Genomic DNA, 21422 nt, shown 5'->3' on the forward strand with positions numbered 1-21422 from the left:
ATAGGGCATGATGAAGGCGCCTCAACCGAGGCAGTCCATATGATGAAGCGGTCGCAAACAGGACGATCGCAGCACCGGTTGGCCACTATACTCAACCGGGCCTGAACAAGAGCGGAGCAACGCCCTAATATGAGTGAACACACCGAGCTGGACGCCCTGGTGGCGCGGGTAAAAGCGGCCCAGGAGGCCTTTGCCAGTTACAGTCAGGAGCAGGTGGACGCCATCTTCCGAGCCGCCTCATTGGCCGCCGCAGACGCGCGCATTCCCCTGGCCATGATGGCCGCCGAAGAGACCGGAATGGGGGTGGCGGAAGATAAGGTGATCAAGAACCACTTTGCCTCCGAATACATCTACAACAAATACCGCGATGAAAAGACCTGCGGTGTACTCAGTGAAGACGAGGCGTTCGGCACCATGACCATCGCCGAACCGGTTGGCATCGTTTGCGGCATCGTGCCCACCACCAACCCCACCTCCACTGCCATCTTTAAAGCCCTTATCTGCCTTAAAACCCGCAACGGCATCATCTTCTCTCCCCACCCCCGCGCCAAGCGTTCGACCTGTGAAGCGGCCCGCATTGTGCTGGAAGCGGCCGTCAAAGCCGGGGCGCCGAAGGACATTGTTGGCTGGGTGGCTGAACCTTCCGTCGCCGCCTCCAATGCCCTGATGCGCCACGACGACATCGCCCTGATCCTGGCCACCGGTGGCCCCGGCATGGTCAAGGCGGCTTACTCCTCCGGCAAGCCCGCCATTGGCGTGGGGGCCGGTAACACCCCGGTGGTGATCGACGATTCGGCGGACATCAAGCAGGCGGTGGCCTCCATCCAGTTGTCGAAAACCTTTGATAATGGGGTGATCTGCGCCTCCGAACAGGCGGTTGTGGTGGTGGACAGCGTGTACGACCAGGTGCGCGAACGCTTTGCCAGTACTGGCTCCTACGTACTGAGTGCCGAAGAGTGTGAGCGCCTTAAGTCGGTGATCCTGAACGACGGCCACCTCAACGCCGACATCGTTGGCCAACCGGCGTGGAAGATTGCCGGGATGGCCGACATCACTGTACCTAAGAGCACCAAAATCCTGATTGGCGAAGTGAGCAGCACCGGGCTGGAAGAGCCCTTTGCCCACGAGAAACTGTCGCCGGTTCTGGGCCTCTACCGGGCATCCGATTTCGAGGACGCGGTAGTTAAAGCCGAGGCGCTGGTGGCGCTGGGGGGCATCGGCCACACCTCGGTACTCTACTGTGACCAGGACCTGCAGAAGGAGAGGGTGCTGACCTTTGGCCAGCGCATGAAGACCGCCCGCATCCTGATCAACACCCCGGCGTCGCAGGGCGGCATCGGCGATCTCTACAACTTTAAACTGGCGCCCTCCCTGACCCTGGGCTGCGGCTCCTGGGGCGGCAACTCCATCTCCGAGAACGTGGGCCCCAAACACCTGATCAACACCAAAACCGTGGCCAAGCGGGCGGAAAATATGTTGTGGCATCGACTCCCTGAAAAGATCTATTTCCGTCGCGGCGCGCTGCCCATTGCGCTGGAGGAACTGAAAGGCAAATCCCGGGCGCTGATCGTCACTGACCACTACCTGTTCAACAACGGCTACTGTGATCGGGTGCTGGAGATCCTCAAGGGCATGGGCCTGGAAACCGAGGTGTTCTTCGAAGTGGAAGCGGACCCGACTCTGGCCATCGTGCGCAAGGGGGCGGCGCTGTGCCAGAGCTTCCAGCCGGACGTGCTGATTGCGCTGGGCGGCGGCTCACCAATGGATGCGGCCAAGATCATGTGGGTGCTGTACGAATACCCGGAGACTCAGTTCCATGACCTGGCTCTGCGCTTTATGGACATCCGCAAGCGCATCTTCCAGTTCCCAAAACTGGGCCAGAAGGCCGAGTTCGTTGCCATCCCCACCACCTCCGGCACCGGTTCGGAAGTCACCCCCTTTGCGGTGGTGACCGACGACAGCACTGGCCAGAAGTATCCACTGGCGGACTATGAGCTGACGCCCAATATGGCGATTGTGGACCCGGATCTGGTGATGAACATGCCCGCGTCACTGACCGCATTTGGCGGCATTGATGCGGTCACCCACGCGCTGGAAGCCTACGTCTCCGTGCTCGCCAACGAGTACAGCGATGGCCAGGCGCTGCAGGCGCTGAAGTTGTTGTTTGCCCATCTGCCCGAGAGCTACCACAAGGGCGCCGCTGCGCCGAAGGCCAAAGAGAAGGTGCACAATGCCGCCACCATCGCCGGCATCGCCTTTGCCAACGCGTTTCTCGGCATCTGCCACTCCATGGCTCACAAGCTGGGCTCGGAATTCCATCTGGCCCACGGCCTGGCCAACGCCCTGCTGATCAGCAACGTCATCCGCTACAACGCCACCGATGTGCCCACCAAGCAGGCGGCGTTCAGCCAGTACGACCGGCCTACCGCACTGTGTCGTTACGGTGAGATTGCAGACCATCTGGGACTGGGCGGCAGTGACAACGCCGAAAAGGTGGAACGCCTAGTGGCGGCCATCGACGCGCTGAAGGCGGAGTTGGACATTCCCGAGTCGATTCAGGCCGCCGGGGTGCCGGAAGCGGAGTTCCTGGCCCGCCTGGATGAGCTGGCCATCGAAGCGTTTGACGACCAGTGTACCGGCGCCAACCCGCGCTTCCCGTTGATCAGTGAACTGAAGCAGCTGTTGCTGGACAGCTACTACGGCCGCCCCTACCGGGAGAACGGAGATAACGCCTAAACTGTGGGGCAGGTAGCAGAGTCCGGCCTGACGTGTTCTGGATCACAGACAGAACGGCGGGGCTCTGGCATTATCCCGCCTCATTTTTTTCCCGGCCCGCGGTGGGCTGGGATGAATAGAAAGGTATCAACATGAGTGGCTTGCCAAACTGCCCCAAATGCAACTCCGAGTACACCTACGAAGACGGCACCATGTTCGTCTGCCCGGAGTGCGCCCACGAGTGGTCTAAGGATGCGGCGGGCGACGCCGATGACGAGGACGTAAAAGTGGTTCGCGATGCGGTCGGCAACGTCCTGCAGGACGGCGATACCGTCACCGTGATCAAAGACCTCAAGGTCAAAGGTTCCTCCACCGTGGTTAAGGTGGGCACCAAGGTGAAAAACATCCGCCTGGTGGACGGTGACCACGATATCGACTGCAAGGTACCGGGCATTGGTCCGATGGGCCTGAAGTCCCAGTTCGTTAAGAAAGCGGACTGAGTACGTCATCCTGAAGAAGCCGCCCCTTGGGGCGGTTTTTTTTGGGCCTTTTTCCCGGCGGCTTAACTTTCAATTAAGTCGAAACCGCACCCCGGGATAGGCACACTGTGCGCCGATCAAACACGGGGCCGAATGGAGTGGGCCTCGATACCCCATTTCCTTTGACCGGAGTATCGTTATGACCGCCCTGAAATTCGCGCTTCCCGCTTTTGCTGCCTTGGCCCTGATGGGATGCAGCAGTGATGACCCTCAGTACCCCGAACCGGAACATCCGATCATGCCGGCTCCGGAATCCCCGATTGAGCCGGACAAGGACAACCCGATTGAGGCGGTACCGGGTCATCCCATCGAAGATGTGGAGGGGGATTGGGTGGCGCCGGATCTGGCGATGCTTGGCCCCGCGTTGATGATCCCCTCTGCCGATGGCACTGAGTTTGTCCTGCGCTTTGTTGACGGCCAGCACGTGCGGGAAGAGGCCTTCGTCACCGAACTGTTGCCCACCAACCTGAATCAGGCGCCACAGGAAGCGAGCATCCGTTACCTCACCAAAGAGGGTGATGCCATCGATTGGGAGCGACTGATGCGCGCCCAGTGGGGCGTGATCGCGGAATACACCGTGAACAGTCAATTTGGTGGCACCTGGCTGCGGGCCCAGCCGGAGCGTGAACTGATCCTGCCTGGCGAAGTGGTGGCGGACCGTCAGATGCTGGCGTTTGAGCACCTCGGCGCACAGGACTACAGCGTCGAGGCCAGCATTAAGGGCATCAGTGGCGCCGGCAACATTGCCTCGCCGGACTGCCACCTGATGGGGCAGTTGCACCGTCGCGTTAACGACGCCGGTTACATTGGTGAACTGGTGGGTGCCAGCTGCGTTAACCACAACGAGCAAACCGACGTACAGGGTTACATTGTTGCCCGCACCATTGACGGTGAGGTGTCGATTCAGTTGCATGCAGAGTTGCATCGCAGCGGCAAGCCGGTGATTTACTACGGTGGCGATTTCTAATCACCTTGCTCGCACAAATCGTTTCAAAAAAAGCCCGGACTGAGTTCCGGGCTTTTTTGTATATTGCATAACGAAAGGTGAAATGAAAAATATTACTTCACCCTATGCGTTTTCTTATTGAATTGGAATCTGAGTTCCATTCAGTTATGCATAACTGGGAAACAAAAAATTTCGAATTGGAGATAATGGCAAAGCGTTGTCACATTTGTTGTGGTACTGCGAAGTGAGCTGGATCACGTGTACATTTTCATTGTCTCAAGTTATAAATTTCGCGACGCGAAAGTTAGGGGTGCCTTCAAAATTTTAAGGAGTTGTTTCTTTTACCCGGGCAATAGTGTGATCTGTGTTTGAGTGTGTTCGACAGTCTTTGCGCATTATTCTGCTCAATTGAATCGAACGCCACGGAACCCGGTAATGAAACTCGACCAACTCAGCTACAGCCAGCTGAAAGTGCTGATGGCGGTATACAAACATGGCCAGGGCCATCAGGCCGCTAACGAACTGGGCATGACCGCCTCATCCGTCAGCCGGACCCTGAAAGGGTTGCGCGACATCTTCAAAGACGCGCTGTTCGTTCGCCGCAGTTGTGGCCTGATCCCCACTGACAAAACCGAGCAACTGATCCCGCTGGTAAAGAAGCTAGTGGACCAGTACCAGCAGATTGAGCAACACCACTCAGTGTTCAGTCCGGAAGAGTCCGGCGGCCAGTTCACCATTCTTGCCTATGACGAGTTTGTCTACGCGGTTCAGAAGGTGGTGAATGAGCACATCCTCAATGAAGCCCCCAACCTGAAATTCGAAATTCGCACCCTCAGCCACGACTGCACCGCTGAAGTGGCCAATGGCGACATCGATTTTATGGTGGTGTACGAAGGCTTTGAGGGGAAAGGGCTGAACTGGGACATGTTTTCCGAGACCGGTGACCTCTACATCCTGGCCAACAGCGAGCACCCCATTCTCGATGCCCAGGTCGACCTCAGCACCCTCAGCCGCTATCCGCTGCTGGAGCTGGACAACTACAACGACCTGACCTGTCCGCTGCTGGTGAACCTGTGCCGGGAACTGGGCTTTGAGATGGAGGTGGCCGGCTACACCGACAGCGTCGCCACCGCGATGCGCCTGCTGGCGCAATCCAACGCCGTCACCCTCAGCTGCAACCAATTCACCCGCCAGTTTGTGGACATGATCCAGGGCGTCGATTACGTCCGACTGCCGGACCATCTGGCTAAGAAAATCCGTGAATACCGTCGAACCGATCGCGATATCGGTAACTATATCCTTTACGGCGATATCAATAATTCAGCTTCGTTTAATTGGGTCAAATCGAAATTGACCTACGGATTAGAAAAGGAGTGGAGACTCGCTTCCCTGAAATAAATCAACACCCCGTAGTAACAATAAAATTTGCACTTTGGCCCTGTCTTCTGTCAGGGCCACGGGAACCCTTTAACCAAAATTGAGGTACACAGTGGAATTCTTACTCTTCTGTATCGCTGCCTACGCCGCCTATCTGGTGCTGAAAAAGCCCGAAAAAGAGGCCCTGGCAGACCGTTTGCTCTTTGCCTGTATGGGACTGAGCTTGTTTATCTGGATCATGATGTCCTGGGGCATTTTGATGCCCATCGGCAACTATTAACGAGGAGCGCTCATGCAAGCCCGTGACGCAATTTTTAATAAGCTGGCCTCGTTTGCCTCAGTGGTCATTATGGCCCTGCCGGTGGGGATCGCCTGCTTTATCTTTGGTTTCCTGATGAAGGATAACCCCTGCGCCTTCTGCTGGCAGGAACGGACCGCCATGATCCTGGTGGCACTGACCGCCCTCTACATTGTGCGCTTCGGCCTCAAACCCAAATACATCGGTGCGCTGGTGTGGCTCGGCATCTACGGTGCCTGGATGGCCTCCGTACACACCTCCATCAACCTCGGCAGCGACATTGGCCAGGGTTTCTCCGTCAAGATCATGGGCGCGCACACCTACACCTGGGCGTTGCTGGTGTTCGTGGTGGTGCTGGTGGTTGTGGCCGCGCTGATGATGTTCCTCGGTAACCGTTTCCCCGGTAAGCCGACCCAGACTCCGGGCAACCCGGCGCTGGTGAAGGTGGTCGCGTCCGTCTTCCTGTTCGTCATCTCCGGCAACATCGTGCAGGCCTTTACCCAGACTGGTCCGCCGCCGTTCGTTGGCCAGGACAGCCCCGGCCGCGTTTCCTTTAACCCCAAATTCATGAGCTGGGAGCTGGACCACTGGCCGACCTATGGCCCGGATGCCCGCGGCGCGTATGCCATCAGCGACCCGAGCTACGACCAGGTTAACCGTACCAGCCCGATGTTTGACGGTGCCGCTCTGCCGGTCTCCGCCCAGCAGGCACTGCCGGCCGCCATCAGCAGCCGCATCACCGCCATTGACTATGAGCCGGTCAGCCAGCGCTACGCCGTAGTGACCAGCGACATGTGGGTCTACATCCTCGACAACAGCCTCAGCCGCATCCTGACTCAAGCCAAGATCGACGGCATGTACATGATTCACATCAGCCCGCTGGCCGGTGTGGCCTTTACCTCCGAAAACGAACTGGTGGTACTGGGTGACAACAAAGCGTTTGCCAAGCTGGTGCTGCAACCGGACCAGACCTGGGAAGTGAACTACCGCCGCTTTAACGAAAGCACCGATGGCATCGGTGAGTCCGAACGCGGCCAGTTCGCCACCGTTCGCGCCAAGCTGAGCTACGCCGCTGCGCTGGCTTACGACAAAGACGCAGAGCAACTGGTGACCGTGACTGCCGCTAACGAGCGCGGTGACAACCTGGTGGCCTCCCGTTTCGCTCTGGAAGACATGACCCTCAGCGCCGAAGCCAACTTCAACCTGGGTGACAAGCAGGACCGCTGGATGGCCAACCTGCCGATGCTGACCGGTTACGCCATTGATGGTCCCCACAGCTTCCTGCTGAGCGGTTCCGCTGGCGAGGTGCTGATGATGAACACCGAAACCGGCGCCATTGACCACGGCATCCGCCTTGCGACCCCGGCCAACCCTCAGGGACTGGTTAAGGTCGGCAACAACCTGATGACCGTTGCCTTCGACAACGGCGTCAACACCCTCTACCGCTTCGAGCTGTAGTCGGACACGTTCACCGGACCATCGGAACGGGAGTCCTCGGATCTCATCCCCCGAGCCCGCCCCGATGGTCCGGTACACAAGAGCAATGTGATAACAACAACACCGGTAGTGAGATGATGAAACTGAACAGACGCAACTTCCTGCAGGGAATAGGCGCAACCACAGTGTTTGCCGGCCTCTCCGGTCTGGTTCCTGGGGTCGCGAACGCCCAATCCGCCGGCGCGCATCCTGGCCTTCTGGCCAAGCGTAATGGCACCATCAAGTACCACAGCTGCCTGCGTAACTGCGCTGCCCGCTGCCTGCTCAAGTTCCGGGTGCAGGACGGCCGTATGACCTACGTGACCGGCGCTGAGGAGCAAGCCAAAACCGGTACTGCACCCTGCCTGAAGGGACAGAGCTACGTGCAGTACACCTACGCCCCGGACCGCATTCTCCATCCGATGGAGCGAGCCGGTAAGAAAGGCGAGGGCAAATGGCGCCGCATCAGCTGGGAAGAGGCTTACGCCAAGATCAGCAGCCGCCTGCAACAGGTGATTGACGAGCACGGCTCCGAAGCCATCCTGCCTTACAGCTACTCCGGCAACTACGGCGCCATCGGCATGAGCGCCTCCGGTGAGCGCTTCTGGAACCGCATCGGCTCCTCCATCCTCGAGCGCAAAGTGTGCACCTACGCCGCTTACGACGGCCTCGAATCCCTCTACGGCACCTTCCTCGGTCCGGACCCGGAAGACATCATGCTCTCCGACGTCTACGTGACCTGGGGCCACGATGAGGTGGTGTCCAACGCCATCGCCATCAAACTGATCAACAAAGCCCGCGACCGCGGCACCAAGCTGCTGGCGGTGAACCCCCAGCGCACCCCGCTCTGTTCTCAGGCTGACGTGTACCTGCAGCCCAAGCCCAGCACCGACGTGCAGCTGGCCGCCGGCATCATGAAGTACCTGGTTGAGCATGATCTGGTGGATCATAAGTTCATCGCCGAGCAGACCATCGGTTACGACGCCCTGCTGGAACGCCTCAATGAACTGAGCTACGACGACATCGAGCGCATCACCGGCGTACCGCGCGCCAAGATGTTCGAGTTTGCCCGCGTTCTGGGCGAAAACGAGAAAACCCTGCTGCGTATGGGTTATGGCTTCCAGCGCAACTACAACGGCGCCCGCATGTCCCGTGCCGTAGCGATGCTTCTGGCGGTCACCGGCAACTTCGGTAAGCGCGGTAACGGTCTGATCTACGACAACGTGCAAGCCGGTGGTGGCCTCAATCAGTACCTGGCCAGCGGCAAGTACATGCGCAAGAACAAAGACGCGCAACGCATCAACATGACCGAACTGGCCAAGGCCATTCACCCCACCCATCCCACCAGCCATGACAAGCCGTCCAAGCCGATCCACGCGATGATCATCTACAACGGCAACCCGGTGGTGGTGGCCCCGGACACCAACGCGGTGATCGAGGGCATGAAGCGTGAAGACCTGTTTGTGGTCGGCCACGACATGGTGATGACCGACAGTCTCGACTACTGCGACATCATCGTTCCGGCCGCCAGCCAGTTCGAAACCTCCGACATCGTCGGCGATTACCACGGCTACTACACCCAGGTGTGTGAGAAGGTGATTGAGCCCCTGGGCGAGTCCAAGTGCAACTGGACCTTCTTCCGCGAACTGGGCCAGGCCATGGGCTTTGAAGATGAAGCCTTCCAGGCCAGCAACGACGACATCATCCGTGAACTGCTGGATACCGACTCTCCGGATTACAAGGGCGTAACCTACGAGCGCCTGATGAAAGAGAAGTTCGTGAAGCTCGACATCCCGCAGCCGATTCTGGCGGATGGCAAGTACGACACCCCCAGCGGCAAGATCGAATTCAGCAGCCAGATGATGGCCGACGCCGGATTCCACCCGGTACTGGATTGGGGCCTGCCCGAAGAGGAGATGGAGCCGAAAGAGCGCGAGCTGCCTTTCCGTCTGCTCTCCAGTGGCGTACCACAGCGCGTCAACAGCTCCTTCTACAACGTTCAGTACATCCGCAACATCCCGGCCTACTACGTCAAGATCCACCCCAACGACGCGGCCAAGCACGGGGTGAAGGATAACGATCAGATCACCCTCTCCAACCACCGCGGCGAGGCGACCTTTGTCGCCATGGTCACCACCGGCGTCGGCGAAGGCACCCTGATGGCGCCGAAGTGCAACTGGATCCGTCTCAACCCGAACGGTAAGAACGGCTGCACCAACTCGCTGACCACCGACAAACTGACCGACATGGGCGGCTGCTCCGCCTACCACTCCACCCGTGTGGCCCTGGCTAAAGTCTGAGGAGAGACAACATGGACAACCAACTGCAACGGGGCTTCGTGTTCCGCCAGGAAAACTGCGTAGGCTGCCAGGCATGCACCATCGCCTGCCAGATCCACAACGAACTGCCGGAGAACGTGCGTTTCCGCAAGGTCGACCGTTACGAAGTGAAGCGTGGTGATGACGAGATTGACGTCTGGCTGACCCACTCCTGCATGCACTGCGGCAACCCGGCCTGCCTGATGGTCTGCCCCGCGGGCGCCTTCACCACCCGTGATGACGGCCTGGTGGTACTGGACCGCGAGCGCTGCACCAGCTGTGGCCTGTGTGTCAGCGCCTGCCCTTACGACGCCATCGCCGTGGACCCCCGCGACGGTCGTGCCGCCAAGTGCAACATGTGTGTTGAGCTGATTGACCAGGGCCAGCAACCGGCCTGTGTCACCGGCTGCACCGTCGGCTGTCTGACCACCGACAACGTCAGCCAGTTGCTGAAAAGCAACACTCACGCCAGCAAAACCGGCGTTGGCTACCGCGACAACCTGACCAAACCGAACATGGTGATCATTAAGGAGCGCGTCTGATGTCTCTGCCATTCGGGGCGCAGGCCGCCCATTACCAGGCCTTTAAAGACATGGTGTTCCAGCCGGGACTGGCAAAAAACCTGGACGCGTTAATCGCGGTGCTGGAGCAGAGCGGCCTTTACCCCGAATTGCTGGCGGAGGCCCGCACGCTGCGGCCCGAGCCACAGCGACTGGAGTACGACTTTAACCGCATGTGCATCGGGCCCTACCGCCTGACTGTGCCGCCTTATGAGTCGGTCTATCGCAGTGGCAAATCGGTGCTGAACAGCCACCACACTGTCGACGTACACGCTTACTACCAGCAACTCGGCCTGACCATCGAGCCGCGCTTTAACGAGCCGGCCGACTACATCGGCAACGAGTTGGAGTTCCTCTACTGCGCGTCTGCGCTGGCCAGCGAGCATCGCCGTGCCGGACGCGACGAGATCGCGGAAGAGCTCGACCAGCTGGCTCGTCAATTCCTGACCGAGCACCTGGGACTGTGGTGCGGCGATTTCGCCGACAAGATGGTGGCCCATGCCCGCGAGCCGTTCTGGCGCCTCTATGGCGTCGCACTTAATCACTACGTTCAGTCACAGATGACCCATTGATGCCGGGGGGCAATCCCCCCGCGCAATGCACGTTGTTAAAAGGACGAATCATGAAAATTCGATTTGGCATACTCCCGGCCCTGTTGCTGGCCGGAGCCACCTTTGGGGCCGTCGCGCAGCAAGCTGAAGCGCCGCAGCCGCAACTCTGGAGCCCGGTAACCCACGAAGTGGTGCAGGGTGACATTCCCGAGATCCGCGGCATCGCCGCTGACCACGTACTGCCGGCATCCAGCTGGACCGTCAACCAGGCCGAACTGACCGGCCTGGATACCCTGGGCAATGCCCAGTTCAATGCCGACCTGCTGCTGTTTGGCGTGTTCGGTGTGGCGGTGCTGTTTGCCCTGTTTGTGATGATCAACGGCAAAGCCAAGCTGACCCACGGCTTCTCCGGCAAGCTGGTGCCGCGCTGGTCCAAAACCGATGTGGCCGTGCACTGGATCGGCGCCATCGCCTGTATGGGCCTGATCCTCACTGGTCTGGTGATGGCGGCGGGCCGCTTCTATCTCGACCCGTTGATGATGGAGGCGCGCTGGCAGGGCCTGGTCAACGCCATGGTGGCGTGGCACAACTTCCTGGCCTTCCCCTTTATCGTCGGTGCGCTGGTGATGATGGTGAAATGGGCCCCGAAGCAGATGCCGGAAGCCTGCGACCTGGCCTGGTTTAAATCCTGCGGTGGCTACCTGAACTTCGGCAGCTTCAAAGGCAAGCACCCGGACGCGGGTTTTGCTAACGCCGGTGAGAAGCTGTGGTTCTGGTGCTTCACCCTGTTCGGCCTGATCCTGATTGGTACCGGCCTGGTGATGATGTTCCCGTCTCTGGTCAGCACCAAAGACGCGGCTAACCTCGCTCTGGTGCTGCACCTGGTGGGGGCACTGATTGTGGGTGCCTTCTCGGTGGTGCACATCTTTATGGCCACCATCATGTCGGAAGGCGGCATGGAGTGCATGGTGTCCGGCCAGTGTGATGAAAACTGGGCCAAGCAGCACCACAACCTGTGGTACGACAAGCTGAGCCGTTCCTGAGTCTCCCAGGAAAGGCAAACCCCGCTTCGGCGGGGTTTTTTCATTTTTGCCGCTTACTTCAACAGCGGTAAAGCGGGCGTCGTGAAGTGGCTCTCAAGTTACGGATTTGCTGCCAAAAGTGCTTGTGTCACGAAGGCCAGTCGCGCTGATATAGCGGACCGCAACGGCCGGATAGCGGCTGAGATTCAAGGAGGTAGCACGCGATGTTGGCAGTGATTTTCGAGGTGACCCCCAGTGATGCGGGGAAAGCGGCGTATCTGCAGTTGGCCGCGCAATTGAAAGCGCAGTTGGCCGAATACCAGGGGTGCCTGTCGATTGAGCGTTTTCAGAGCCTGGCGGACGAGCGTAAGCTACTGAGCCTGTCTTTCTGGCAGGACGCCGGGTCGGTGCAGGCCTGGCGCAACGATATGGCCCACCGTTTCGCCCAAAGCGAAGGCAAAAACCAGCTGTTTGAGTCCTACCGCATTCGGGTCGCCGAAGTGTGTCGGGATTACACCCACCAGCAGCGTGAGCAGGCGCCGCTGGATTCACGGTCGATGCTGGATTAGTTGGCTCCGGCTGGGGTGTGGAAGTGATATTCATAGAACTGCACCCCCTCAGGCCCCTCGGGCAGCGCAATCTCGCTGAACCCACATTTTTGCAGCACTCGTGCTGATGACGGGTGATCTTTGGAGACACCGGCGCGCAGGCAGGCCACCTGCTGATGTTGCTGGCACCACGCCATCAAACCCTGCACCAGTTCACTGGCCAGCCCTTGTCGCCAGTGGGCCTCGCCCAACAGGTAGCCCAGGTGCCAGCTGGTGCCCACCTGCACCAGTACCGTCGGACTCAGGATCAGAAATCCCACCAACTGCCCGTCACTGAGGCGGCGCACCGCCAACAGCATCGACTCTTCGGTTCGTGCCTGCAGCCACGATTGTGCCTCTGACACATTGGTGACTGCCGGCCAATGGCCGGGCAGGGTGTCCTGCACCGCCGGCGTTAGCAATGCCAGGGTGTCTTGCGCCAGCGTATCGACGCTGTCCGATTGCAGGGTGATGGGACGAGCACTAAGGCGTTGGGTATCGAAGTGGGGGAACATGGGGCGATCTCACTGCAGGCCATTTCCAGACAGTGTGACCGCCGCGATGCCGTTTGCAAGGGTTAACGGCGATGCTGATGCAGCGAACGCACCAGAGCGGGCAGGCGGGTCAGGCGCTGAACCCGGCCGCGCCAGCTGCCATCAAAGAAACTGGCCTGGCGATTGTCGCCGTACTCAATGTGGAGCCAGCCCTGATTGTCCAGAGTGAAGTGGCGGATGGCATCGAGGTTGATCACCTTGTGCTGGCCGTAAAACACCACGCCATCCGCGCTGACCAATAAGCTGCCCGATTGCGGGACGGCGGATCCCTGTGTTGGTCGATACACCATCTGTTCGTAAAGTGCGGTCATGCCACGCTCCTTGTGCTCACCGGTTATCTGGCCCTATCCCTGGCCGCGGTAACAGGTTAAGCGATCCCCTTGGGCGCGATGACAGATTGGAGTGTGACGGGATCCGGACCTCCCGTTATCACGTCGGGAGGTCCAGCTGGCGTCAGGCGAGGGCGTCGTCCGCCAACGGTTTTTTCTGCAGTTTGCGCTGAAGCGTTCGGCGGTGCATACCAAGGGCGCGGGCGGTGGCGGAGACGTTACCGTCATGCTGGCGAAGAGCCTGTTGCAGGTGCTCCCACTCCAGCCGTTTCGGGTTGATTGGCGTGTCGTCAGCGCACTCGCTCAGGGCCACTGGCGCGTCGGTCAGGGCGCTGAGCAGGGTGGCGGTATCCACCGGCTTGGCCAAATAGTGGTTGGCCCCCAGCCGCATGGCATCGACCGCAGTGCTGACGCTGGCGTAGCCGGTCAGCAGCACCAGTTGGGCCTGGGGCAGGGTGGCGCGCAGCGGCGCGATCAGCGCCAGGCCATTGTCCTCCCCCAGGTTCATGTCCAACAGCAGGTGGCTGGGACGCCACTGGCGGGCGTCCAGCAGGGCGTCGGTTTTGTTGTTGACCCAGCGGGTGTCATAGCCGTGCTGGTTCAGTCGCCGGGCCAGCACCGGGCCCAGCAGCGGGTCGTCCTCAATGATCAGGACGCGTTGGGCGCTCATCGTGCCACCTCCGGCAGGCAGATGCGGGCTTCGGCGCCCCCCTCACGATGGTTGCTCAGACGCAGTGAGCCGCCGAGGCGCTCAAAGGTGGCGTGACTCAGCAGCAGGCCCACCCCAAGGGAGCGGCTTTCAACCCGTTCCCGCCCCAGCTTCTCTTTCATCGGCCCCAGCCCCGGCCCCCAGTCACGGAACACCAGAATGATCCCTTCCGCTTCCATCGACACCTGCAGCGCCAGTTTGTCGCTGCCTTTGCGCAGGCTGGCCTGAGCGCCGTTGTAGGCCAGTGACAACAGAGCCGGCTGCAGCGCCGGGTCGCCACTGAGCCAGGGGTTATGTGAGCACGGGCTGACGTCCAGTTCGATCTGCGGCAGCAGCAGTTGCAGCTGGGTTTTCAGGCCGCTGAGCAGCGCTTCCAGCGATTGCGGCTCGGGGGAGTCGCTGCGCAGTTTTTCGCTGGTCTGGCGCAGGCCGTTGAGGCTTTGCTGGCACAGCGACAGGGGGCCGCTCATCTGTGGCAGCAGCGGACTGTCCGGATGCTGTTCCAGCGCCTCTTCGTGCAGCAGTGTCAGGGTGGATAGCGGGGTGGCCAGCTGGTGAGCCAGCTGAGCGGAAGCGGTGCCCAGTGCCAGCAGGTGCTCCTGGCGCAGCTGGGATTCCCGCAGACGGGCCAGCTCCTGCTCCTGCTCCCGGCGGCGTCGGGCCATCACCGCGACGGCGCCCAGCAGTACGGCGCAGCTGAGCAGGAAGTTCAGCCACATGCCGAGGAAGTGCGCCGCCATCTGGCTGTCGTGCATATGGGCATCATGGGGCATCGACAGCATCATCAGGCTGTAACTGAGGCAGGCCAGCGCCGCGATGCAGAGCGCGTGGCGCAGCGGCAGCATCACCGCTGAGATCGCCACCGGCATCAACAACAGGGTGACAAAGGCGTTGGTGGCACCGCCGGAGAAGTGCAGCCAGAGCGCCCACAACAGCGTGTCCACCACCAGTTGGGCAAACAGCGGCAGGCGCTGACCCATCGGGAGGGTGGTCACGCCGAGAAACAGTGCCTCGATCATCATAATGGCGATGAGCGGCGGGAAATCGAGGGTCAGGCCAAGCAGCGGGCCGGTACCGGCCACCAGTCCGACCTTAAGAATCAGGCCGAGACCGCGCAGCCACCACAGTTGGGTTTGCGGGCGGTAGGGAAGCATCCTTGTTACATCCTGTTGAGGGTGATCCGCCGCAGCATAACAAAAGCCAATAGGCAAAAACGCTACCCGGTTAGCAAGTCGGTGCCCCAAATTCATAGATTTGGTTGCACTTGCCCCATTGCTGTTGGCTCATCAGTTGGTTAGCTTGCGGTTAACGCCCTGTCATGGAGACCCGATATGTGGACCCGGAGCCGTCCCCTGCTTGCCAGCCTGGTATTAACGCTAAGCTGCGCCATCCCCGCCAGCGCCTTTGATCGTGTCACCGGCGCACCGTTTGCCTCACGTTCACCGGTGTATGCCGAACAGGGGATGGCGGCCACCAGTCAGCCCCTCGCCACCCAGGTGGCTCTGGATATTCTGCAATCCGGCGGTAACGCCATTGATGCCGCGATTGCCGCCAATGCGGTGCTGGGGTTGGTGGAGCCCACCGGCTGCGGCATTGGCGGGGATCTGTTCGCCATCGTCTGGGACGGTGAGACGCAAACCCTGCATGGCCTCAATGCCTCGGGGCGCAGCCCGAAAAGCCTGACTCTGGACACCTTCAAAGAGATGGGACTGGAGCGGATCCCGCCTTATGGGCCGCTGCCGGTGTCGGTACCCGGCGCGGTGGACGGCTGGTTTGAACTGTCCGAGCGCTTCGGCAAACTGCCGATGAGCCAGCTATTAAAGCCCGCCATTGACTACGCCGAACGGGGCTTTATCGTCTCCGACCTTATCGCCTACTACCTCGAACGCAGTGCACCACGGCTGGGAAAATATGACGGGTTTGCCGAGACCTTTATGCCCGATGGCAGGATGCCGGCGGCCGGGGAGCGTTTCCGTAACCCCGGCCTGGCGTACAGCTACAAGCTGCTGGCCCGGGAGGGGCGTGACGCGTTTTACCGGGGCGAAATCGCCCGTCGCATCGATGAGTATATGAAGGCCCAGGGCGGCTACCTCAGCTACGACGACCTGGCCAGCCACCGCAGTGAATGGGTGGACCCAGTCAGTGTCGATTATCGGGGCGTCACCCTGTGGGAACTGCCTCCGCCGGGGCAGGGCATCGCAGCGCTGCAGATCCTGAAGCTGCTGGAGGGGTATGACCTCGCCGCCATGGGCCGCGACAGCGCCGAGTTTGTGCACACCTTTGTGGAGGCCAAGAAACTGGCCTTTGCCGACCGCGCCAAGTTCTATGCCGACCCGGCGTTTGTCGAGGTGCCGGTGGCCGAGCTGATCTCCACGGAGTACGCGGAGGCCCGGCGCAGTGAGATTGGGCCGACCGCCGCCAAAGCGGTGGAGCCGGGCAACCCCGCGCTGCTGCACGGTGACACCATCTACCTCACCACCGCCGACCGCTACGGCAATATGGTGTCGCTGATTCAGAGCAACTACCGGGGCATGGGCTCCGGCATGACGCCGCCGGGGCTGGGCTTTGTGCTGCAGGACCGGGGCGAACTGTTCACCCTCACACCGGGGGAGGCCAACACCTATGCCCCGGGTAAGCGGCCTTTCCACACCATCATTCCGGCGTTTGCCACCCGGGATGGCAAACCCTGGCTGTCATTTGGGGTGATGGGGGGCGCCACTCAGCCCCAGGCCCACGCCCAGATCATCATCAACATGGTGGATTTTGGCATGAACCTGCAGGAGGCCGGGGACGCGCCGCGCATTCTCCACACCGGTTCCAGCCAGCCTACCGGTGAAGTGATGCGCGACGGTGGCGTGGTCAGCCTGGAGTCGGGGTTCTCCTATCACACCCGCCGCGAACTGATGAAGCGCGGCCACGTGATGCAGGAGAACCTGGGGGGCTACGGTGGCTATCAGGCCATCGAGTTTAACCCCGCGACCAACAGCTATATCGGCGCCTCAGAAAGCCGTAAGGATGGACAAGCGGCGGGCTACTGATCGTGCCCGCACATCTCGAAGTAGGCCCCGGACGGGTGGAAATCGATGGGGTCAGCGCCCTGGTCGGTCAGCCAGTCCCGGGCCTGTCGCAGGCAGGGGCACTGTTTCTGTTCCACCAGATTGCCGTCCGCACCGTAGGCGCGGGCGATGTAGAGATCGCCCTCCAGTGACCAGATGGCGCCGGTTTGCGCCCGTTTTTTGATTCCAAACATCGCTGCGTCTCCCGTGTTACCAGGGGACCGGGCTGCCGGTCCAGTCCACAAAGCTCAGTTCACCATCTGCCACCGCTTCATCCATCAGCCGCTGCAGGACCGTGGCGCTCTGCAGGGGGGACAAGCGGGGGCGGTTGGCCGCGAAAGGTTCAGACAGGGGGCTGACCACCGTGCCCGGATGGTAGGCCATCAATTTGACCGCAGGGGCCCGGCGCGCCAGCTCAATGGCGCTGCAGCGCAGCAGCATATTGAGACCCGCTTTGGCGGCGCGGTAGCCGTACCAGCCACCCAGTTGGTTGTCGCCGATGCTGCCCACCCGCGCACTGAGTACCGCCACCGTGGCATTGGGCTGGCGCACCAGCAGCGGCAGCAGGTCCGCCACGTAGAGTTGCGGCAGGATGGCATTCACCTGATACAGCTCGGCCAGCGCCTCACCGCTGAGATGTTCCAGTCGACGCTCCGGTTGCAGGTGGTCGTTATGCAGCAGGCCGAGGCAGATCACCACCCGGTGCCAGTGGCCGGGCAGCTCCATCAGGGCATCGAGGCAGTGGGCCCGTTGCGGATCACTGTGGTCGCAGGGCATCCATTGAAAGTGGGCATGGTCAATCTCCGGGTCATCCCGGCTCAGGCCTACCACGCGTTCGTTTCGTGCCAGGGCCAACTCGGCCATGGCACGCCCTATGGCGCTCCCGGCACCAACGATCAGGGTATTAGCGGTCATGGTTGCACACCTCACACCGTTGTTCGCCGGTCAGCAGGTAGGACAGGCGGTGACGATGGCGGGCAAAAAAACGGTAGGCCAGATCCGCGACCGGCTTCACCGGACGCCAACGCAGCGGTGCGGTCCAATGTCCCCGCCCCACCAGCGTCCAGGCGGCGTGGGTGACATCCAGCCCGGTCAGCCAGGTGCCATCAGAACGTTGACCGTGCAGCACCCGGTTGGCGAGCGTCAGGTCCAGCTCCGGGAATCGCTCGGCAATATCAGGGTGGTTGAGGTCCTCGAAACGGATGCGATGCAGTGCATCGCGAGCCTTGAGCGCCTCGATTTCCCGGCGACATAACGGACATTGGCCATCAAAGAAAAGCGTCAAGTACATGACAGAGTCCATCTGGGAGGTAACACTAGGGGTTACGGCAAGTGGGGTGTGACGGATCACGCCAGCAAACCAAACGGCGCATTGGGCCGTATGCATATGGACAGTTAAAGAAGGGGCGCGATCACAATGAATGAAGAAGCCAAGCTGGTACGGGATACCCTGATAGCCCGAGGACTTGAGACGCCGTTGGTGGACAGCGAGCTGAACAACGAGCAGAAGTACGCCCGCATCAAAGGGCTGATGGCGGAAGTGATGGGCACGCTGGGGCTGGACCTGAGCGATGACAGCCTGCGGGAAACCCCCCATCGTATCGCCAAGATGTACGTTGAGGAGATTTTTGCCGGTCTGGATTACGAGCAGTTTCCGAAGCTGTGCGTTATCGACAACAAAATGGGCGTGGATGAGATGGTTAAGGTGAAGGAGATCAGTCTGGTCAGCACCTGTGAGCACCATTTTGTCACCATCGACGGCACCGCCACGGTGGCATACATTCCCGACAAAAAGGTGATTGGCCTGTCCAAGATCAACCGCATCGTGCAGTTTTTTGCCCGCCGGCCCCAGGTGCAGGAGCGCCTGACCCAACAGGTGTTGGTGGCACTGCAAACCCTGCTCGGCACCAATAATGTGGCGGTCTCTATCCAGGCGACCCACTACTGTGTGAAGGCCCGTGGCGTCGCTGACGCCAGCTCCTACACCGAAACCACCGCGCTGGGCGGCGTGTTCAAAACCAAGGCGGCCACCCGGGCGGAGTTTCTGCGATGACGGCTCCGGTTCTGATCACTGGCGTTGGACAGCGGGTTGGCCTGCATCTGGCGCTGGCGTTTCTGGAGCAGGGGGTGCCGGTCATTGGCACCTACCGTCGCGAGCGCGAGGCGCTGGCAGGATTGCAGGCGGAAGGGGCTCGGTTATATCCGGCAGATTTCTGCCACGAACCCAGTCTGGAGGGGCTGATTGCCACGTTGCGTGATCGTCACCCGGCACTTCGGGCCATCATCCACAACGCCTCAGACTGGATGAAGGAGGGCGATGCCCCGGACGCTGAGGTGATGACGAGGATGATGCAGGTGCATGTCAATGCCCCGTATCGGCTTAATCTTGCCCTGGCGGAAGCCCTGAAGGCCGGGGCTGACCCAGTGGCAGACATCATCCATCTCACCGACTACGTGGCCGACACCGGCAGTGCCAAGCACATCGCTTACGCCGCCAGTAAAGCCGCGCTGGCCAATATGACTCTCTCATTCGCCAAGCGGCTGGGCCCGACCGTTAAGGTCAACGCCATTGCACCGGCACTGATCCGCTTTAACGAGCACGACGATGAGACCTACCGGCAAAAAGCCCTCGCCAAATCGGTGATGGGCAAAGAGGGCGGGGAAGCGGAGGTGTGGCATACCGTGCAATACCTGATGCAGTCCCAGTACGTCACTGGCCGCACCCTGCATCTGGATGGCGGCAGGCATCTGGTTTAACACCACCACTTCAATTCAGGATGCATAACCGGCCGTAGCGTGCGCCGGCGGCGCACGAACCGAACGGGAGAATGGCTGCGAGCGCCACACTCCAGCCATCTGCTCCTAAGCTGGGTGTCCAGTTAAGCCCGAATCCATTTGGTTTCCGTGGGCCACAGGCCCACGCTACGGTTAACGCCGCCGCTTCGATTCAGAGTGCGAAACCGATTGTAGCGTGCGCCTGTGGCGCACGGCATCAACAGGCCCTATCGCCCCCTTAAACCCGCCCCAACGCCGCCAATATCAACCCGCGATTCAAGTGCTGCAGCCGGTTCACAAAGGCTTCGGTTTCCTGTTTGTTGGTCAGGTCTTTAAACGCCACCACCTGACTCTGAATGTTGGCGGCGATGGCGGACGTCAGCATCGGTAACGGCAGGGTCAGTTCCGCGGTGGGCAGGGTTCTGGTCAGGTTGGCTTCCACCTCGTTGACGATAAGCCGGGCGATCTTGTGCTTGGCCAGTTCGCTGTCCGCACCCAGGGTGTAGCCCAGTGAGCGACGCAGGTTGCTGTTGGCGGCTACCCGACCGAAAAAGTGATGCAGACTGGGCGCGGCCTCCAGCGCGAGCCAGTCCTGTTCGCTCTGGTAGTCGGCCAGCATCTGGCGAAACCGGTTGGTGTGGTGCAGCAACAGCACATCCAGTTTGGAGCTGAAGTGACGATAGAAGGTGCTGCGGCCAACGGACGCCTGCCTCATCAGTTCACCCACGGTCACCTGCTGGTAGGTCACCAGCCGTAAACGCTCGGTCAATGCCGTCACGATGTTTTGCCGGGTCCGTTCACCCTGACCAAGCCTCTCCTGATGCGTCACGCTGTCTCCAATAATGCGGTTATGACGGAGTAGATAGAACTCTTGCCGGCCATTTAGTTTCGGCGTCGAAACTGATTTTTCGCTTACCGGGACAAATCGGCGCCGTTGTCTCTCTCACCCCGGTGAAGCGCTGGCATACCTTAGCGCCACAACCAACCCAGTGGAGCTCAAATGAAACCTCTGTTTGCTTTAAGCCTGGCGCTGTTTGCTGCCAGCAGCTTTGCCAATATTGACCGCACGGCGCTGCCGGAACTGCCCAATGTCTATGTGTATGGTCCGCACCTTGTTAGTGCCGGTTTACCCAAGTCTGACGACTATGCCGCACTGAAGAGCGCGGGTGTCGATGTGGTGATCAATGTGATTCCCCATCACAGCAAGTGGGATAAGGAGAATGGCTTTGTGCCGGATCCGGCCAGTGCCCGCAGCAGCGGACTGACTCATTACACCGTGCCGTTTGAGTCGGCGGAACCGGTGGCGACCATGGAGCACTTTATTGCGGTGATGGACCGGATGTCCCAGACCGAACAGGACGTGTTGGTGCATTGTGCCGTGAACTGGCGGGCGTCGGGTCTGGTTTACCTTTACCACGCCATTAAGACAGGTAAGGCGGACAAAACCGAGCTGAAACCCTGGGGCGATCTGGAACAGGCGTTTGCCGAAGCGCCCAATCTTAAGCATTTCTTTGACGTGGTCGAAGCGCACTATGGTTTAGCGCCCGCGCTCTGATTTCGCCGTGACGGTGGGCGATACAACCCAACCCGATAAAAGCCGCCCGGACTGT

Annotated in this window: 23 protein-coding genes; 15 read left to right on the forward strand and 8 right to left on the reverse strand. The window is 60.5% G+C overall.

Annotated elements, in window-relative coordinates; genetic code table 11:
* Positions 1-129 precede the first annotated feature (129 nt).
* The 11 genes from adhE (at position 130) to FBAL_RS07630 (ending at position 12371) form a co-directional block, all read left to right on the forward strand.
* A complete protein-coding gene (gene adhE / locus FBAL_RS07585) occupies positions 130-2736 on the forward strand; it encodes a bifunctional acetaldehyde-CoA/alcohol dehydrogenase (RefSeq protein ID WP_013345000.1) in 2607 nt (868 codons plus the stop codon).
* A 131-nt stretch (positions 2737-2867) separates the two neighbouring features.
* Positions 2868-3215: a zinc ribbon domain-containing protein YjdM gene (locus FBAL_RS07590; RefSeq protein ID WP_013345001.1), complete on the forward strand. Its 348-nt coding sequence runs from the start codon at positions 2868-2870 to the stop codon at positions 3213-3215.
* A gap of 178 nt (positions 3216-3393) precedes the next feature.
* Positions 3394-4221, forward strand: a complete 828-nt coding sequence (locus tag FBAL_RS07595; RefSeq protein ID WP_013345002.1) for a hypothetical protein — start codon at positions 3394-3396, stop codon at positions 4219-4221.
* A gap of 414 nt (positions 4222-4635) precedes the next feature.
* A complete protein-coding gene (locus FBAL_RS07600; RefSeq protein WP_013345003.1) occupies positions 4636-5598 on the forward strand; it encodes a LysR family transcriptional regulator in 963 nt (320 codons plus the stop codon).
* A 91-nt stretch (positions 5599-5689) separates the two neighbouring features.
* Positions 5690-5857 (forward strand): hypothetical protein, encoded by a 168-nt coding sequence (locus FBAL_RS20430; RefSeq protein WP_013345004.1) that lies wholly within the window; start codon positions 5690-5692, stop codon positions 5855-5857.
* Between the two features lie 12 nt (positions 5858-5869).
* Positions 5870-7333 carry a disulfide bond formation protein B gene (locus tag FBAL_RS07605; protein WP_013345005.1) on the forward strand — a complete coding sequence of 488 codons (1464 nt, stop codon included), beginning with the start codon at positions 5870-5872 and terminating at the stop codon, positions 7331-7333.
* 116 nt (positions 7334-7449) lie between these two features.
* Positions 7450-9651 (forward strand): molybdopterin-dependent oxidoreductase, encoded by a 2202-nt coding sequence (locus FBAL_RS07610; protein ID WP_041251590.1) that lies wholly within the window; start codon positions 7450-7452, stop codon positions 9649-9651.
* An 11-nt stretch (positions 9652-9662) separates the two neighbouring features.
* Entirely contained in the window at positions 9663-10211 is a 549-nt protein-coding gene (locus FBAL_RS07615; RefSeq protein WP_013345007.1) for a 4Fe-4S dicluster domain-containing protein, read from the forward strand.
* On the forward strand, positions 10211-10801 hold the full coding sequence (locus tag FBAL_RS07620; RefSeq protein ID WP_013345008.1) for a TorD/DmsD family molecular chaperone: 591 nt from the start codon (positions 10211-10213) through the stop codon (positions 10799-10801). The genes FBAL_RS07615 and FBAL_RS07620 overlap by 1 nt, the downstream gene beginning before the upstream one ends.
* A gap of 50 nt (positions 10802-10851) precedes the next feature.
* Positions 10852-11823, forward strand: coding sequence for a formate dehydrogenase subunit gamma (locus FBAL_RS07625; protein ID WP_013345009.1), 972 nt, complete (start codon positions 10852-10854; stop codon positions 11821-11823).
* Between the two features lie 203 nt (positions 11824-12026).
* Complete coding sequence (locus tag FBAL_RS07630) at positions 12027-12371, forward strand: antibiotic biosynthesis monooxygenase family protein (RefSeq protein WP_013345010.1); 345 nt, start codon at positions 12027-12029, stop codon at positions 12369-12371.
* Here the strand turns inward: FBAL_RS07630 and FBAL_RS19545 are convergent.
* The 4 genes from FBAL_RS19545 to FBAL_RS07650 all read right to left on the reverse strand — a co-directional run bounded on the left by FBAL_RS19545 (position 12368) and on the right by FBAL_RS07650 (position 15135).
* Complete coding sequence (locus FBAL_RS19545; RefSeq protein ID WP_013345011.1) at positions 12368-12904, reverse strand: GNAT family N-acetyltransferase; 537 nt, start codon at positions 12902-12904, stop codon at positions 12368-12370. The genes FBAL_RS07630 and FBAL_RS19545 overlap by 4 nt on opposite strands.
* 62 nt (positions 12905-12966) lie before the next feature.
* Positions 12967-13254: a hypothetical protein gene (locus FBAL_RS07640; RefSeq protein WP_013345012.1), complete on the reverse strand. Its 288-nt coding sequence runs from the start codon at positions 13252-13254 to the stop codon at positions 12967-12969.
* Positions 13255-13396: 142 nt separating this feature from the next.
* Entirely contained in the window at positions 13397-13942 is a 546-nt protein-coding gene (locus FBAL_RS07645; protein WP_013345013.1) for a response regulator transcription factor, read from the reverse strand.
* Complete coding sequence (locus FBAL_RS07650) at positions 13939-15135, reverse strand: sensor histidine kinase (RefSeq protein ID WP_013345014.1); 1197 nt, start codon at positions 15133-15135, stop codon at positions 13939-13941. Before FBAL_RS07650 ends, FBAL_RS07645 begins: the two co-directional genes overlap by 4 nt.
* A 177-nt stretch (positions 15136-15312) precedes the next feature.
* Here FBAL_RS07650 and ggt point away from each other — a divergent pair, with 177 nt between their 5' ends.
* Positions 15313-17019 (forward strand): gamma-glutamyltransferase, encoded by a 1707-nt coding sequence (ggt, locus tag FBAL_RS07655; protein WP_013345015.1) that lies wholly within the window; start codon positions 15313-15315, stop codon positions 17017-17019.
* Here ggt and FBAL_RS07660 read toward each other — a convergent pair.
* The 3 genes from FBAL_RS07660 to FBAL_RS07670 are packed head-to-tail and all read right to left on the reverse strand — an operon-like array spanning position 17013 to position 18328.
* A complete protein-coding gene (locus tag FBAL_RS07660; RefSeq protein ID WP_013345016.1) occupies positions 17013-17231 on the reverse strand; it encodes a hypothetical protein in 219 nt (72 codons plus the stop codon). The two genes, ggt and FBAL_RS07660, sit on opposite strands and share 7 nt — an antisense overlap.
* A 16-nt stretch (positions 17232-17247) precedes the next feature.
* Positions 17248-17952 carry an SDR family NAD(P)-dependent oxidoreductase gene (locus FBAL_RS07665; RefSeq protein WP_013345017.1) on the reverse strand — a complete coding sequence of 235 codons (705 nt, stop codon included), beginning with the start codon at positions 17950-17952 and terminating at the stop codon, positions 17248-17250.
* The gene (locus FBAL_RS07670) at positions 17942-18328 is read right to left on the reverse strand and encodes a thiol-disulfide oxidoreductase DCC family protein (RefSeq protein WP_013345018.1); all 387 of its coding nucleotides are present in this window, start codon (positions 18326-18328) and stop codon (positions 17942-17944) included. The genes FBAL_RS07665 and FBAL_RS07670 overlap by 11 nt, the downstream gene beginning before the upstream one ends.
* Positions 18329-18454: 126 nt before the next feature.
* On the opposite strand from FBAL_RS07670, the gene folE reads away from it, so the two are divergent.
* Both folE and folM read left to right on the forward strand, forming a co-directional pair.
* Positions 18455-19090: a GTP cyclohydrolase I FolE gene (gene folE, locus FBAL_RS07675; RefSeq protein ID WP_013345019.1), complete on the forward strand. Its 636-nt coding sequence runs from the start codon at positions 18455-18457 to the stop codon at positions 19088-19090.
* Positions 19087-19794 carry a dihydromonapterin reductase gene (gene folM, locus FBAL_RS07680; protein WP_013345020.1) on the forward strand — a complete coding sequence of 236 codons (708 nt, stop codon included), beginning with the start codon at positions 19087-19089 and terminating at the stop codon, positions 19792-19794. Before folE ends, folM begins: the two co-directional genes overlap by 4 nt.
* Before the next feature lie 256 nt (positions 19795-20050).
* On the opposite strand, the gene FBAL_RS07685 is transcribed toward folM, so the two are convergent.
* Positions 20051-20641 (reverse strand): TetR/AcrR family transcriptional regulator, encoded by a 591-nt coding sequence (locus FBAL_RS07685; protein ID WP_013345021.1) that lies wholly within the window; start codon positions 20639-20641, stop codon positions 20051-20053.
* 171 nt (positions 20642-20812) lie between these two features.
* On the opposite strand from FBAL_RS07685, the gene FBAL_RS07690 reads away from it, so the two are divergent.
* The gene (locus tag FBAL_RS07690; RefSeq protein ID WP_013345022.1) at positions 20813-21367 is read left to right on the forward strand and encodes a protein tyrosine phosphatase family protein; all 555 of its coding nucleotides are present in this window, start codon (positions 20813-20815) and stop codon (positions 21365-21367) included.
* The last annotated feature ends 55 nt before the right edge of the window (positions 21368-21422 follow it).

The organism is Ferrimonas balearica DSM 9799, from assembly GCF_000148645.1.
In the GTDB taxonomy this organism is placed as follows: Bacteria; Pseudomonadota; Gammaproteobacteria; order Enterobacterales; family Shewanellaceae; genus Ferrimonas; species Ferrimonas balearica.